Source organism: Pseudonocardia acidicola (genome assembly GCF_012911935.1).
Classification (GTDB): Bacteria; Actinomycetota; Actinomycetes; order Mycobacteriales; family Pseudonocardiaceae; genus Pseudonocardia; species Pseudonocardia acidicola.
In genome coordinates, this window is sequence record NZ_JAAXLA010000041.1 from 1 (window position 1) to 14,103 (window position 14,103).

Sequence of the window (14,103 nt, forward strand, 5' to 3'; positions counted from 1 at the left end):
CCCCCCTCGCCGCCCCAGGCGAGCCCCAGCGACACCGCCGAACCGCCCTCGCGGCGTCCGGGCGCCGCATCCCGGGCACTGGCCTTCCTGCGCAACACCTGGCGCGGGCTCACCAGCATGCGCACCGCGCTCGTGCTGTTGTTCCTGCTGGCCCTCGCCGCGTTGCCGGGCGCGCTGCTCCCGCAGCGCTCGCTGAACCAGCAGCTCGTCGACCAGTACTTCACCGACTACCCCCGGCTCGCGCCCTGGCTGGACAAGCTCGGCTTCTTCGACGTCTTCGCCGCTCCCTGGTTCGCCGCGATCTACCTGCTGCTGATGATCTCGCTCATCGGCTGCCTGTTGCCGCGGACGATCGAGTACGCGCGCGGCATGCGCGCCGCCCCGGTGGCCACCCCGCGCAACCTGTCCCGGCTGCCGCACCACGCCGAGGCGACCGTCGACATGCCCGCCGAGGAGTTCCTGGACCGGGTGCGCACCCGGCTGGGCGCCCGGCGCCGGTTCGGCTGGCGCACCGCCGAGGCCACCGAGGCCTCGGGCGCGCGGACGATCTCGGCCGAGAGGGGTTACCTGCGCGAGACCGGCAACCTCGTCTTCCACCTCAGCCTGGTCGGGCTGCTCATCGGCTTCGCGGCCGGCAAGCTGTACGGCTACGAGGGCCAGGTCATCGTGCTCACCGGTGGCGGGCAGTTCTGCAACTCGTCGATCCTGGGGTACGACTCGTTCCGCCCCGGGCTCCGCGTCGACGGCACCCAGCTCGAACCGTTCTGTGTGAAGGTCAACGACTTCGAGGCCGACTACCTGCCCAACGGCCAGCCCCTCAGTTACAAGTCCGACATCGGCTACCAGAGCGCCGCGGACCTCGCCGCCGGTCGCACCACCTGGACCCCCTACCCGCTGTCGGTGAACCACCCGCTGCGGCTCGACGGTTCCCGGGTCTACCTGCTCGGCCACGGCTACGCGCCGCGGTTCACCGTCACCTGGCCCGACGGGCAGCAGCGCACCGGTGAGATCCAGTGGAAGCCGGTCGACCAGGGCACCCTGCTCTCGGAGGGCGCCACGAAGTTCGAGCGCCCCGGCGTGGCCGACGACGAGCAGCGCCGCACCAGCCAGCTCGCCGTCACCGGGCTGTTCGCGCCGACGAGCTCCGGCGGCAAGGTCGTCACGTCGGTGTTCCCCGAGCTGCGCGACCCCGAGGTCGCGGTGGACGTCCTGCGCGGCGACCTCGGCCTCGACGACGGCCGCGGCCAGTCGATCTTCACCATCGACCAGAGCAAGGTCGACTCCGGCGAGCTCAAGCGGGTGGCGCGGGCCAACCTGCGCCCCGGGGAGAGCGTCCGCCTCGACGACGGCACCACGGTGCGCTTCGACGACGTCATCCCCTGGGTGTCGCTGCAGGTCAGCCACGACCCGGGAGAGGACGCCGTTCTGGTGTTCGCGATCCTCATCCTGCTCGGGCTGGGGCTGTCGCTCTCGATCAAACGCCGGCGGTTCTGGGTCCGGGTCACCCCGGGTACCGGACCGGACGGTGCCGGACGTACCGTCGTGGAGATCGGCGGTCTGGCCCGCACGGACCAGGCCGGCTACGGCGAGGAGTTCCACCGCCTGCGGGCGGACCTTGTGGAATCACCACCGAAGGACACCTGATGCCAATCGACCCGGTCCTTTCGCTCTTCAGCGACCGCTTCTACATGGGCGCGGTCGCGGTCTACGTGCTCGCCATGCTGCTGCACGCCGCGGAGTACGTGGCCGCCCGCGACTCGGCCAAGGCCGACGTCAAGGCGGCGGCCCTCGTCGGCGCCGGCGGCGAGACCGGGTCCGAGCCGCCCGTGGCGGCGGTGGACGAGCCCACGGAGCCCGCAGCGCCGGCCGGCCGGCCCCGCTCGGAGCGCTTCGGCCGGATGGCGGTCTCGCTGACGGTGCTCGGGGTGCTGCTGCACCTCACCGCGATCGTGCTGCGCGGCCTGGCCGCCCAGCGCTGGCCGCTGGGCAACATGTACGAGTTCACCGCGGCGATCTGCCTGGCGGCGATGGTCACCTGGCTGGTCGTGCTGCGCCGCTCGCCGTCGCTGCGCCGGGCGGGGGTGTTCGTGCTGACCCCGGTGCTGATCCTGATGTTCCTCGGCGGGACCGTGCTGTACGCGCAGGCCGCCCCGGTGGTGCCGGCGCTGCAGTCGTACTGGCTGGTCATTCACGTCACGACGGTGACGCTGGCCTCGGGCCTGTTCCTCGTCGCGGGCGTCGCGAGCCTGCTGTACCTCCTCAGCCGCACCGGCAAGGCCGCCGGGCTGGTCGAGAAGCTGCCGTCGACGGCCTCGCTCGACCGGCTCGCCTACCGCGTGACGGCCGTCGCCTTCCCGATCTACACCTTCGCGGTGATCGCCGGTGCGATCTGGGCCGAAGCGGCCTGGGGCCGGTTCTGGGGCTGGGACCCGAAGGAGACGGTCGCGTTCGTCGCCTGGGTGGTCTACGCCGCCTACCTGCACGCCCGGGCCACCGCGGGCTGGCGCACGACCCGCGCGGCATGGATCAACGCGCTGGGCTTCGCGGTCGTGGTGTTCAACCTCTTCTTCATCAACATGGTCGTCGCCGGCCTGCACTCCTACGCCGGTCTTCCCTCCTGAGAGCAGACGTGCCTGCCGGCCGGAGCATCAGCCGGTAGGCCGACCGGCCGGGCCGCACCTCGACCGCGGCGCCCCGCGCGACTACGGTCGGCTTCTGTGAGCGAGCGAGAGCCGGAGGACTTCCCGGATGGCTCAGTGGGGCGTTACGTGCGCGAACGCTGGGGAGCCGATCCGTCGGCCGCGAGCCGGCCGACCCGCCGCGACACGTCCCCGCCCGCTCCCCGATCGGAGCCGGTGATCGAGTCCAAGCCGGCTGCGCCGGACGCCCACCGCCGGGCCACCGGCTGGGAGGGGACCGCACAGAACGACATCTGGGGTTCCGGGCTCGACGCCGAGGCGGCCGAGGACCTGGTGTCGGAGATCGACCCGACCACCCCGCCGTCGGGAATCGATCTGCGCTCCGCCCCGGCCGAGGAGCGCCCGGTCGAGACCATCGCCTCGGACCGCGCGGCCAGGCCGGCACCGGCCACGCCCGCAGCCCAGCGGCCGGAGCGGCCCTCCGTCGTCCACTCGGCGGCGATCCCGCGCGAGCAGGCGCCACCACCGCCCGTGGCCGCCCGGTCCACCGCTGCGGCGCCCGCTGAGTGGCAGCGGGAGACCGCGCCGCCGGCCACCCCGGCCCGGGAGCCGCACCCGTCGGCGCCGCAGCCGCCTGCCGCCTCAGCGCCGCCTGCCGCCCCGGCGCCGCAGCCGCCCGCCGCCGCGGCCCGGGCCGACGTCGCGCCCCTGCGGCCCCCCGTCGGGCAGCCGGACCTGCGTACCCCGCCCCGGGGCATGGGCTGGATCGATCCGGGCGCCGTCGCGGCGCAGGAGGCCCAGCGAGCCCGCAACGGCGAGGCGGATCTCACCGGAGGTGCCGACCTGTCCTCGGCGCGGTTGTTGCGCCCCACCAAGCGGCCCCCGCAGTCCGGCTGGCGGCGGCTGATCTACCGGGCGTCCGGGCGGCTGATCAATCCGGGGGAGAGCCCCGCCGACATCCGCAGGCGCGAACTGACCGCGCGGGTCAACCAGCCGCTGCTGGGTTGCTACAAGATCGCGATGCTGAGCTTGAAGGGCGGTGTGGGGAAGACCACGATGACGGCCACCCTCGGGGCGACGTTCGCGTCGCTGCGCGGGGACCGGGTGGTCGCCGTGGACGCCAATCCCGACCGCGGCACGCTGAGCCAGAAGATCCCGCTGGAGACGAGCGCCACGGTCCGGCATCTGCTGCGCGACGCGCAGCGGGTCCGCCGCTACACAGACGTGCGCGCCTACACCTCGCAGGGCCCCTCCCGGCTGGAGGTGCTGGCCAGCGAGCAGGACCCCGCCGTCTCCGAGGCGTTCAGCGAGGACGACTACCGGCGCACGGTCAACCTGCTCGAGCACTTCTACAACATCGTGCTGACCGACTGCGGCACCGGACTGATGCACTCGGCGATGTACGGCGTGCTGGGTGTGGCCGATCAGCTGATCATCGTCTCGTCAGGCTCGATCGACGGTGCCCGCAGCGCGTCGGCGACCATGGACTGGCTGGATGCGCACGGCCACGGCGACCTGGTGCAGAACGCGGTCGCAGTGATCAACTGCGTGCACCGCTCGGCCGGCGGCGTGGACCTGGACCGGGTGGCCGAGCACTTCGCGCTGCGCTGCCGGGCGGTGGTACGGATCCCGTTCGACGCACACCTGGAGGAAGGTGCGGAGGTGGATCTGGACCGGCTGGAGCCGGGGACGCGGATCGCCTTGCTGGAGCTGGCGGCGTCGGTGGCGGACGGGTTCCCGTCCTGAACCGCGGGACGGCGCCGCGAGCGGTACTGCGGCGCAGGCCTCAGACCGCGGGCGGATCGTCGCGGCGCTTGACCTTCTCGTCGAGTTGACGCAGGAACTCGGGGTCGTCGTCGGGCCCACTCGTGCGGGGCCGCGCGTGGCCGGTCGCCGGGCGTCGGGGCGCGCTGGGGATGTCTGCGCGCTCGGTGTTCATCGCCCTCCACAGCAGCAGCGCAATGATCGCGGCACCTGCGAACGCGACAAGGAACAGCATCGCCACCACCTCCGCCTCCGAGGCTAGCGGAGAGGGCGCTGGAGCCGGGTAAAGGAACCCGACACCCGGCTACGGTCGGGTATCGGGCCCCTCACTCGGTGATGAGTCGACTCAGCCCCGGGTGGGGAGGGTCGCCTCGCTCGTGAGGTCGGCGAGCATGCCGCGAACCTCGGACTCACGGAACCGCCGGTGACCGCCCGGCGTGCGGATCGAGCCGATCCGTCCGGCCGAGGCCCAGCGGGTCACGGTCTTGGGATCGACGCGGAACAGGGTGGCCACCTCGCCAGGGGTGAGCAGCCGCTCGTTCGCGTTCTGGGTCGGAGTGGACATCCGGGCCTCCCACACTTCGTTGATTTCCGGGCCATCGTGACACCTCGGACCCCGGGTACTCGAACGGTTGTCCGAAGGTAAAGGGCTCACCAAGGACTAATCGGGCGAGTGTTCCCAACCGGATGATCGACAACATCGATGCGCAAACGGCGCAGCGGCGGGTGGCGCTCCTGGTGTCGATGATGCACCCCGCCCGTCCCGGCGGCGCCGGTGCCCACGGCCGTACCCTCGGGGCATGACCGACTCCGCGTTGACCCCTCCCGGACCCACCGGCGCCGGACCGGGGCGGCAGCCCGGACTGGGCATGACGCTGGCGCTCTACACGCTGGCCCGGTTGGGCCTCCTCGCGGTGCTGACCGCGGTCCTCGCCCTGGCGGGTATTCCGTTCCTGCTCGCGCTGCTGCTGGCCCTGATCGTGGCGCTGCCGCTGTCGCTGGTGCTCTTCCGCGGGCTGCGGCGGCGCCTCGACGGCGCGCTGGCCGTCGCGCGGGAGCGCCGGGCCGCGGAGCGGGAGGCGCTGCGGGCCCGGCTGCGCGGGGAGGAGCAGCCGGGTGACCGGTCGCCGGCGGATCCACCGCGGGTCGACGTGGCCGCGGCCTACTGGGCGCGCCCCGCGGCCGAGCCGTCGTCAGGCGAGGCCGCCCAGCGCGAGTCCGACACCGGTCGCGACTGACCAAGCCAGCAGCAGGAAGCCGGTGTCACGCAGCACGCGGATCAGCTTCCGGCCGTCGGCCCCGCCGAGGACCCGGCGAGCCTGGGCGACGGCGAGCGGGAGGGCCAGCAGCCCGAGCAGCATCGGCAGGCTGCGCAGCCCGGCCAGTGCGCTGAGCACGAACGGGACCAGGACCAGCGCGGCGTAGAACCGGCGGGTGTCCTTCTCCCCGAGTACCACGGCCAGGGTGCGTTTGCCCGCCACCTCGTCGGTCGGGATGTCGCGCAGGTTGTTGGCCACCAGCACCGCGCAGGTCAGCAGGCCGACGCCGACGGCGCCGATGATCGCGAGCGCCCCGGGCGGCCCGCTCTGGGTGACGACGGTGCCGAACACTCCGACCAGGCCGAAGAAGACGAACACCGCGACCTCGCCGAGGCCGGCGTAGCCGTACGGGCGCTTGCCGCCGGTGTAGAACCAGGCGCCGGCGATGCACACCGCGCCGACGGCGATCAGCCACCACTGCCGGCTCAGCGAGACCAGGGTCAGCCCGGCGAGCCCGGCGATCGCGAACCCGACGAACGCGGCGGTGCGCACCGCCGCGGGCGCGGCCGCCTTCGACCCGACGAGCCGCAACGGACCCACCCGCTCGTCGTCGGTGCCGCGGATGCCGTCGGAGTAGTCGTTGGCGAAGTTCACCGCGATCACCAGCGCGACGGCCACGACGAGCGCGAGCAGCGCCCGCCCGGGGGCGACGGTGCCGTCGCCGAGGGCCGCTCCGGTGCCGACGAGCACCGGCGCGATCGCCGTCGGGAGGGTGCGCGGGCGGGCGCCTTCGATCCATTGCGCCAGAGTGGCCACGGGAGAAACTTATCCCGCGCCGGCGCAGGTCTTGACCCGACCGGGGTCGGGGACTGCGGCGGCCACCACGAACTGGCCGTCGCCGATCTGCAGCCACGCGTTCGGGCCGCTGCCGAGGCCGCATTCCACCGGCACGTCCGCGTTGTCCGCGGCGATCCCGACGACCTCGGCGTCGCTGCGTGGTGCGGCGTACACGTCGACCGACCCGGACCGGGCGCTCACCTTGGACAGCCGGACCGATCCGGTCCACAGGTAGTCCACTGTGACCATCGAGTTGTCCCGGAGGCCGAGAGCGTGCCAGAACACGCCGTCGCCGAGGTCGATCCCGGCCGGGTTGACGAGCTTGCGGCCGAACTGGTCCTTGCCGCCGTTGTAGCCGTTGCGGTAGGCGGCTTGCGCCTGCGGCACGCCCTGGGGCAGATCGCCCCAGTTCTGGCGGATCGAGCCGGGGTTCCAGTAGTCGTCGCGGGTGTTCCACGGGCCGATGTCCCAGACGGGGGCGAAGGCGCACCGGCGGTTGGGGGCGCAGACCTTGACCGAGTAGTCGCTGGTGTCACGCGGTGAGAGCGCCCTGCGGGAGGGCAGTGCGACGAAGTGGTCCCGGGGGGCGATCACGTGCCCGTTCGCCGTGGTGCCACCGACCAGGCCCTCCCGGGTCGCGAAGACCGGGTAGCTGAGCACCGGGCCCTGCTCGGCCCCGCCCTCGGTCAGCGACGACGGCGACGCGGGGTGTGCGGTGAGGCGCACGTCGCGGACCAGCGGCTCGGTGCCGGGCGGACCGGCGAGGACGAGCCGGCTCTGCACCACGGTGCTGGGCTCGGGGAGCTCGACGGTGCTGGTGCTGGCGCCCGTGGTGCCACCCGAGGCGGGCGTGCCCGGGATCCACTCGGTCCAGTTCCCGTTGGCGCGGCGGCCGCGTACGTCGACGGTGGCGGTGCTGCCCGGCGGGAGGTCGGCATCCAGTGTGGAGTCCACCCGGTCGGTCGCGTGGTCCAGGGTGCGGGCGTCGAGCGTCAGCATCCCGGTCGGCACGAGCGCACCGGCGGCGTCGGGGCCGCCCTCGGTCATCGCGCCGGCGGTCGCGTCGTCCTGTGGAGCGAGGTGGGCCTGTGCCGGGTCCAGCTCGGCCCCGTCGCTGCGTACCGAGACACCGGCGGCCTCGCCCGTGGAGAGATCCGGTGACCAGGACGTCTGGGCGGGCTCCTGTGCCGAGGCGGGTACGACGGTGCCGCCCATGAGTGCGCCGGCGATTGCGATCAGCAGCGCGGTGCGCAGCCTCGTCGGCATTCTGTCGACTCCCTCTGGCTCGACCTGTGTGACTCGGGTGACGGCAGTGATGCATGTTCCGTCAGTGATCGCAGCAGATCGAACAAGTCAGTAGTGGTCAATCAACGCAGAGTGAGCACCACCATGGGGTGTAGTAGTAGATAACCCGATCGGGGCAATTGGTCAGGATTCGGTGGTTGCGGTGAGCAGTCGCCGGACGGCGGTCCGGTCCGGCTTGCCGACGCCGCGCAACGGGATGTCGGCCACCGCGAGCAGCCGGCGCGGCACCGCGGCCCGGCCGATCTCGTCGCGTACCGCCGCACGCACCGGCTCGAGATCAGCGGCGGGGTCGGCCAGCACCAGCGCGGCGGCGACGATCTCACCCCACTGCCGGTCGGGCAGCCCCACCACGCACGCCGCCTTCACCCCCGGCAGGCCGGCCAGCACCCGCTCGACCGCCGCCGGAGCGACCTTCTCGCCGCCGGTGATGATCACGTCGTCGGCGCGGCCGAGCACCTCGAGGCGGCCGCCGGTCCAGCGGCCGAGATCGCCGGTGCGGAACCAGCCGTCGGTGAACACGGCCGCGGTCTCCTCGGCGCGCCCGAGGTAGCCCGCGGCCAGCGTCGGGCCGCCGAGCAGGATCCGGCCCCCTGCGCCGTCCGTACCGTCGGGGCCGGTGGCGGCGAACCGGACCTGTACGCCGTCCAGCGGCACCCCGTCGTAGACACAGCCGCCGGCGGTCTCGCTCATCCCGTAGGTGGCGACGATCGTCACCCCGGCCGCCTCGGCACGGGCGCGCAGCGCGGCGTCGAGCGCGGCCCCGCCGACCAGCACCGCGTGGTAGCTGCGCAGCGCTTCGAGCCCGGCACCGCCGGCGTCGAGCAGCCGGAGCAGCTGGGTGGGCACGAGGCTGGTGTAGCGCCGGGCGGCCGGGTCGAGTCGCGCGGTCGCCGCGGCGAACGCGTCGGCCCGGAAGCCGTCGCGGACGTCCTGCACCACCGGGCCGGCCCCGGCCAGCAGCGCGCGCACGATCACCTGGACCCCGGCCACGTGATCCGCGGGCAGGGCGAGCAGCCAGCGGGCCGGCCCGCCGAGCCGGGTCTCGGTGGCCCGCGCCGACGCGGTGAGCGCCATGGCGCTCAGCATCACGTGCTTCGGCTCACCCGTGGACCCCGACGTGGTGATCACCACTGCGGTGCCCGGCGCCGGCGGCGCGGCCGGGTCGGCCCGGTCCCGCGCCTGCGGGCCGACCGGCAGGACCGCGGGCCCGCGGCCGTCCAGGGCGGCGCCGAGCGCGTCCACCAGGCCGTCGATCGTTTCCGGCGCGCCGTCGACCGGGACCGCGCGTAGCAGAGCCGTCATCGGGAGCCGCTCAGTAGTGCCACGGGTAGGGTGCCCAGTCCGGCTCGCGCTTCTGCAGGAACGCGTCGCGGCCCTCGACGGCCTCGTCGGTCATGTAGGCCAGCCGGGTCGCCTCCCCGGCGAACAGCTGCTGGCCGACCAGGCCGTCGTCGGCGAGGTTGAACGCATACTTGAGCATCCGCTGCGCGGTCGGCGACTTGCCGTTGATCTCCGTCGCCCACTGCAGCGCGACCTTCTCCAGGTCGGCGTGCGGGACCACCTCGTTCACCGCGCCCATGTGGTGCATCTGCTCGGCGGTGTAGGTCCGGCCGAGGAAGAAGATCTCCCGCGCGAACTTCTGCCCGACCTGGCGGGACAGGTACGCCGAGCCGTACCCGCCGTCGAACGAGCCCACGTCGGCGTCGGTCTGCTTGAACCGGGCGTGCTCGGCGCTGGCCAGGGTCAGGTCCGCGACCGCGTGCAGCGAGTGCCCGCCGCCGGCGGCCCAGCCCGGCACCACCGCGATGACCACCTTGGGCATGAACCGGATGAGCCGCTGGCACTCGAGGATGTGCAGCCGTCCCGCGCGCGCCGGGTCCACCGACTCCGCCGTCTCGCCGCTCGCGTACTGGTAGCCGGTGCGCCCGCGGATCCGCTGGTCGCCACCCGAGCAGAACGCCCAGCCGCCGTCGCGGGGGGACGGCCCGTTGCCGGTCAGCAGCACGCAGCCGACGTCCGGGGTCTGCCGCGCGTGGTCCAGCGCGCGGTACAGCTCGTCGACCGTGTGCGGGCGGAACGCGTTGCGCACCTCGGGGCGGTCGAACGCGATCCGCACCGCGCCGGTGGACACCGCCCGGTGGTAGGTGATGTCGGTGAAGTCGAAGCCGGGGACGACCCGCCAGGCTTCGGGATCGAACAACTCGGAGACGGCGTCGGTCACGCCTGCGACAGTACTTTCAGTGCCGAGCGGCCTGGTCGGCCCCGTCGCGGCGGGCCAGCTGGGCGAGTTCGGCGGCGAGGACCCGTGCGGTGGGTTCCGGCAACGGATCGTCTCCGGCCAGCGCCTCCACGATCTCGGCGGCGACGTCGCGCAGCTTGCGGTTGCTCGCCTGCGAGACACCGATGAGCAACCGGAACGCGGCCTCCTCGGAGCACCGGTGCATCAGCATCAACATGCCCTTGGCCTGCTCGATCACCGGCCGGGTGCGCAGCGCTGTCTCCAACTGCTCGGCCCGTGCCTGCAGCTCGGACTCCCGGCGCGCCGCGCCCGCGAGCTCGACCAGGTGGCCGCGCACCGCGATCACGGCGCCGTCCGCGTCGCGCTCGGGCTCGCCGACGACCAGCACCGTGCGGGTGCGCCCGGCCGGGCTGACGATCCGGAAGGCGGAGGCGAACGGGCGGGCGGCGGCGATCGCGGCCGTCACCGGTCCCTGGTCGGCGCCACGGTCGTCGGGATGCCGCAGCGCCAGCAGCGTCGGGGCCACCTGCGCGGCGCCGGGCGCGAGATCGTGGAGTGCGAGCAGCTCGTCCGACCAGGTCCACCGGCCGGTGCGCAGGTCGAGGCGGAATCGGCCGACCTGGTCGGTCGTGTCGGATCCGGTCAAGGCCTCGATCGAGCGTGACAGATCGAGGTCGTCGGGCATGGGCACCTGTCCAGCGGGATCGGTCTACGGGGGACCGCCGGCCTCGCTGCTGGACCTGCGCCGGAAGAATTTAGCAAGCCGCGGGGGCGGCGGACGCAGTGCTCCCGGCCGAAGACGACCAATCGGGCTGTGCCCGTGCTCACCGTCCGAGGAGGACGCCGGTGCCGGCCGGCTGCCGGGCCGCAGCCGCGCGGCGGCGTCGGCGGTGCGGCGAGGGCGGTCCACGAGGATGCGGTGAACCGGGCCGCAGGCCCGCTGTCGCCGGCCCCGGACCCGGCGCGGACGTCCACCGCGCCGTGACCGCAGCGCTCGTTGACCGAGCGGAATACGGCGTGCCACGCTCGCCCGGTGCGTGGGCGTCAACGGTGAGGCAGGTCAGGCCGTCCGAGACGGTCAACGCGCAGGTCCTCGACGCGCTGCGCACCGCGGTGATCACCGGTGAGCTGCTGCCCGGCACGCTGCACTCCGTGCAGACCCTCGCCGGCCAGCTCGGGGTGTCCCGCACCCCGGTCCGCGAGGCGCTCATCAAGCTCGCCCAGCAGGGCATGGTGCGGTTCGAGCGCAACCGCGGCGTGCGCGTCCTGGAGACCTCGCTGCACGACCTCGAGGAGGTCTTCGCGCTGCGGCTGCTGCTCGAGGTGCCGGCCACCCGGCGGGCCGTCGGGCAGCTCGACGTCGCCGGGTGCAAGGAACTGCGGCGGCTCTACCAGGCCATGGAGCGCGCGGCGAAGGCCGACGACGAGTTCCGGTTGATGGAGCACGACCGGCGGTTCCACCGGTCGGTGCTGGAAGCCGCCGGCAACCGGCGGCTGGCCGAGTACGTCGACGGGCTGCGCGACACGGTGCTGCGCCGCGGGGTCTCCACCGCCCGTGCATCGCGCAGCCTGGGCGACATCGTGGCCGAGCACCGGGAGGTGCTGGAGCGCATCGAGGCCGGGGACGCCGACGGGGCGGCCGAGGCGATGCGCGCGCACATCCAGCACACTGCCGAGCTGCTGATCTCCCAGGAGGCGGGCGCGGGGCCGGGTGCGGTGGACGTCGATCTCGGCTGGACCAACCCGGCCTGACGCATCCATGTGTGCGCACGGATTGACGTGTGACATGCCACATGTCACGGTCACGCTGCACGCGCGCGAGCGCGCGTCATCTACCCCTCAGTGCCGAAGGGACCACGATGGCAACTGCGAACAAGGTGAGCATCATCCCCTGCGGGGCCATGCACGCCGACCTGACCTGGCTGTTGCTCAAGCCCGGCCGGACCATCCGTTCCATCCACGACAAGGACCAGCCGGCGCCGTGGTCGGAGGTGCCCACGCACTGCGTCCTCGTGGAGACCGACGAGGGCAAGGTGCTCTGGGACACCAGCTGCCCGCGGGACTGGCAGGAGCGCTGGGCGCCGACCGGCTTCCAGGACTTCTTCCCCTACGACGCGGTCGGCGACGACGAGTACCTGGACTCCCGGCTCAAGACGATGGGCGTGGGCCTCGACGAGATCGACTACGTGATCCTGTCGCACCTGCACTTCGACCACGCCGGCAACGTGCGGATGTTCGAGAACACCAACGCCCGGCTCGTGGTCAGCGACAAGGAGCTGGAGTTCGCCACCGGTTTCGACGAGCTGTTCAACGGCGCCCACCTCAAGACCGACTACGAGGGCCTGAACTTCGAGACGGTCTCCGGCGACACCGACTTCCTGCCCGGGGTGCGGCTGATCCAGACCCCGGGGCACACCCCGGGCTGTATGTCGATGCAGGTCGACCTGCCCGACACCGGCACGATGATCTTCACTTCGGATGCGGTGTACATGGGTGACAGCTACGGCCCACCCGCCACGCCGGCCGCGATCGTCAACAACATGGAGCAGTTCTACTCGTCGGTGGAGAAGCTCCGCGGCATCCAGGAGAAGACCGGCGCACAGATGATCTTCGGCCACGACCCGGACCAGATCCACCAACTGCGTGTGGTGCCGGACGGCTCCTACACGTGACGGCAGTGCACACGCCCGGCAGGAGGAAGGCATGACCGACGTCGACCTGACCGAGGAGACGATCTTCACCTGGGGTGCGCCGCCGCTGAAGTTCGGTGCCGGCGCCTCTGACGAGGTCGGATTCGAGATGTCCGGCTACGGGGTGAAGCGGGTCCTCATCGTGACCGACCCCGGCATCAACGCGATCGGGGCGCCGCAGCGCATCGCGGACAACCTCAAGCGCTACGACATCGAGTCGGAGATCTTCGACGGCGTGCACGTCGAGCCCACCGACGACTCGATGAACAAGGCGACGGAGTACGCGCGGGTGCAGGGCCCGTGGGACGGGTTCGTCGCCGTGGGCGGCGGTTCGGCGATCGACACCGCGAAGGCGATCAATCTGCTGACCAGCTACCCCGGCGAGCTGATGGACTACATCAACAAGCCGATCGGTAGCGCGAAGGTCCCGCCGGGTCAGCTCAAGCCGCTCGTCGCCATCCCGACCACCGCCGGTACCGGTTCCGAGTCGACCGCGATGTGCGTGCTGGACATCCTGTCGATGAAGGTCAAGACCGGGATCAGCCACTGGCGGCTGCGGCCGACCCTGGCCGTCATCGACCCGCTGCTGACCCTGTCGCTGCCGCCGGAGGTGACCGCGGCGTCCGGGATGGACATCGTGTGCCACGCGCTCGAGTCCTACACGGCGCGCTGGTACACGACGTTCGACCGCCGCAAGCCCGAGGAGCGGGTCACCTACTGCGGGTCGAACCCGGTGTCGGACCTGTGGTGCGAGAAGGCGATGACCCTGCTCGCGCAGTCGTTCCGGAAGGCCGTGCACGAGGGGCGGGACAACCTCGAGGCGCGGTCGAACATGATGATGGCGGCGACCTTCGCCGGCATGGGCTTCGGCAACTCCGGCGTGCACATCCCGCACGCCAACGCCTACCCCATCGCCGGCATGGTCAAGGACTACCGGCCGGCGGGCTATCCCCAGGACGAGCCGATGGTCCCGCACGGGCAGTCGGTGTCGCTGACCGCGCCGGAGGCGTTCCGGTTCTCGTTCGAGAGTGCCCCGGAGCGCCACCTGCGGGCCGCGGAACTGATGGACCCGCGGGCGGACAAGGTCAACGACCCGCGTGAGCAGCTGCCGTCGGTGCTGATCCGGCTGATGCGCGACATCGGGATCCCGAACGGGATCGGCGGCGTCGGCTACACCGAGGCCGACGTGCCCGACCTGGTGCCCGGCACGATGAAGCAGCAGCGGCTGCTGGCGACCTGTCCGAAGACGCCGACCGAGGACGACATCGCCGGCATCCTCACGAAGTCCATCTCCAATTGGTAAAGCCCCCGTGCGCGGTAAGTGGTGCCGGCGCACCGCTTACCGCGCACGAGCACCGGAGGTGCCTGTA

Annotated in this window: 14 protein-coding genes; 7 read left to right on the top strand and 7 right to left on the bottom strand. The window is 72.5% G+C overall.

The genetic code is table 11. The features are described 5' to 3' along the window. The 3 genes from resB to HF526_RS20660 form a co-directional block, all read left to right on the top strand. A partial coding sequence (resB, locus tag HF526_RS20650) for a cytochrome c biogenesis protein ResB (protein ID WP_420821647.1) occupies positions 1 to 1,644 on the top strand: 1,644 nt, incomplete at its 5' end. Then, positions 1,644 to 2,621 carry a c-type cytochrome biogenesis protein CcsB gene (ccsB, locus tag HF526_RS20655; protein WP_169383191.1) on the top strand — a complete coding sequence of 326 codons (978 nt, stop codon included), beginning with the start codon at positions 1,644 to 1,646 and terminating at the stop codon, positions 2,619 to 2,621. The genes resB and ccsB, both read left to right, overlap by 1 nt. A 96-nt stretch (positions 2,622 to 2,717) precedes the next feature. Continuing rightward, a complete protein-coding gene (locus HF526_RS20660; protein WP_338051628.1) occupies positions 2,718 to 4,385 on the top strand; it encodes a MinD/ParA family ATP-binding protein in 1,668 nt (555 codons plus the stop codon). Positions 4,386 to 4,425: 40 nt separating this feature from the next. On the opposite strand, the gene HF526_RS20665 is transcribed toward HF526_RS20660, so the two are convergent. Together HF526_RS20665 and HF526_RS20670 are read right to left on the bottom strand one after the other, a co-directional pair. Continuing rightward, complete coding sequence (locus HF526_RS20665; RefSeq protein ID WP_169383192.1) at positions 4,426 to 4,638, bottom strand: hypothetical protein; 213 nt, start codon at positions 4,636 to 4,638, stop codon at positions 4,426 to 4,428. Positions 4,639 to 4,749: 111 nt separating this feature from the next. Then, positions 4,750 to 4,968 (bottom strand): BldC family transcriptional regulator, encoded by a 219-nt coding sequence (locus HF526_RS20670; RefSeq protein WP_169383193.1) that lies wholly within the window; start codon positions 4,966 to 4,968, stop codon positions 4,750 to 4,752. Positions 4,969 to 5,203: 235 nt separating this feature from the next. Here HF526_RS20670 and HF526_RS20675 point away from each other — a divergent pair, with 235 nt between their 5' ends. After that, positions 5,204 to 5,641, top strand: a complete 438-nt coding sequence (locus HF526_RS20675) for a DUF4229 domain-containing protein (RefSeq protein ID WP_169383194.1) — start codon at positions 5,204 to 5,206, stop codon at positions 5,639 to 5,641. Here the strand turns inward: HF526_RS20675 and HF526_RS20680 are convergent. The 5 genes from HF526_RS20680 to HF526_RS20700 all read right to left on the bottom strand — a co-directional run bounded on the left by HF526_RS20680 (position 5,597) and on the right by HF526_RS20700 (position 10,728). Beyond that, a complete protein-coding gene (locus tag HF526_RS20680) occupies positions 5,597 to 6,478 on the bottom strand; it encodes a 1,4-dihydroxy-2-naphthoate polyprenyltransferase (RefSeq protein WP_169383195.1) in 882 nt (293 codons plus the stop codon). The genes HF526_RS20675 and HF526_RS20680 overlap by 45 nt on opposite strands. Positions 6,479 to 6,487: 9 nt before the next feature. Next, entirely contained in the window at positions 6,488 to 7,765 is a 1,278-nt protein-coding gene (locus tag HF526_RS36485) for a hypothetical protein (RefSeq protein ID WP_169383196.1), read from the bottom strand. Positions 7,766 to 7,927: 162 nt separating this feature from the next. After that, entirely contained in the window at positions 7,928 to 9,106 is a 1,179-nt protein-coding gene (menE, locus tag HF526_RS20690) for an o-succinylbenzoate--CoA ligase (protein ID WP_169383197.1), read from the bottom strand. A 10-nt stretch (positions 9,107 to 9,116) separates the two neighbouring features. Further along, on the bottom strand, positions 9,117 to 10,025 hold the full coding sequence (locus tag HF526_RS20695) for a 1,4-dihydroxy-2-naphthoyl-CoA synthase (RefSeq protein WP_169383198.1): 909 nt from the start codon (positions 10,023 to 10,025) through the stop codon (positions 9,117 to 9,119). Positions 10,026 to 10,041: 16 nt separating this feature from the next. Then, positions 10,042 to 10,728, bottom strand: a complete 687-nt coding sequence (locus HF526_RS20700) for an ANTAR domain-containing response regulator (protein ID WP_169383199.1) — start codon at positions 10,726 to 10,728, stop codon at positions 10,042 to 10,044. A gap of 365 nt (positions 10,729 to 11,093) precedes the next feature. Between HF526_RS20700 and HF526_RS20705 the strand changes: the two genes are divergently transcribed. The 3 genes from HF526_RS20705 to HF526_RS20715 all read left to right on the top strand — a co-directional run bounded on the left by HF526_RS20705 (position 11,094) and on the right by HF526_RS20715 (position 14,036). Continuing rightward, positions 11,094 to 11,795 carry an FCD domain-containing protein gene (locus HF526_RS20705; protein WP_169383200.1) on the top strand — a complete coding sequence of 234 codons (702 nt, stop codon included), beginning with the start codon at positions 11,094 to 11,096 and terminating at the stop codon, positions 11,793 to 11,795. 107 nt (positions 11,796 to 11,902) lie between these two features. Then, positions 11,903 to 12,715, top strand: a complete 813-nt coding sequence (locus HF526_RS20710) for an N-acyl homoserine lactonase family protein (protein ID WP_169383201.1) — start codon at positions 11,903 to 11,905, stop codon at positions 12,713 to 12,715. Positions 12,716 to 12,746: 31 nt separating this feature from the next. Then, positions 12,747 to 14,036, top strand: a complete 1,290-nt coding sequence (locus HF526_RS20715; protein WP_169383202.1) for a hydroxyacid-oxoacid transhydrogenase — start codon at positions 12,747 to 12,749, stop codon at positions 14,034 to 14,036. Positions 14,037 to 14,103: the final 67 nt, after the last annotated feature.

Excerpts from the sequence above, each read along its gene's own strand:
- ccsB (WP_169383191.1), top strand. The coding sequence starts at position 1,644 with ATGCCAATCGACCCGGTCCTTTCGCTCTTCAGCGACCGCTTCTACATG.
- HF526_RS20665 (WP_169383192.1), bottom strand. The coding sequence starts at position 4,638 with ATGCTGTTCCTTGTCGCGTTCGCAGGTGCCGCGATCATTGCGCTGCTG.
- HF526_RS20670 (WP_169383193.1), bottom strand. The coding sequence starts at position 4,968 with ATGTCCACTCCGACCCAGAACGCGAACGAGCGGCTGCTCACCCCTGGC.
- HF526_RS20675 (WP_169383194.1), top strand. The coding sequence starts at position 5,204 with ATGACCGACTCCGCGTTGACCCCTCCCGGACCCACCGGCGCCGGACCG.
- HF526_RS36485 (WP_169383196.1), bottom strand. The coding sequence starts at position 7,765 with ATGCCGACGAGGCTGCGCACCGCGCTGCTGATCGCAATCGCCGGCGCA.
- menE (WP_169383197.1), bottom strand. The coding sequence starts at position 9,106 with ATGACGGCTCTGCTACGCGCGGTCCCGGTCGACGGCGCGCCGGAAACG.
- HF526_RS20700 (WP_169383199.1), bottom strand. The coding sequence starts at position 10,728 with ATGCCCGACGACCTCGATCTGTCACGCTCGATCGAGGCCTTGACCGGA.
- HF526_RS20710 (WP_169383201.1), top strand. The coding sequence starts at position 11,903 with ATGGCAACTGCGAACAAGGTGAGCATCATCCCCTGCGGGGCCATGCAC.
- HF526_RS20715 (WP_169383202.1), top strand. The coding sequence starts at position 12,747 with ATGACCGACGTCGACCTGACCGAGGAGACGATCTTCACCTGGGGTGCG.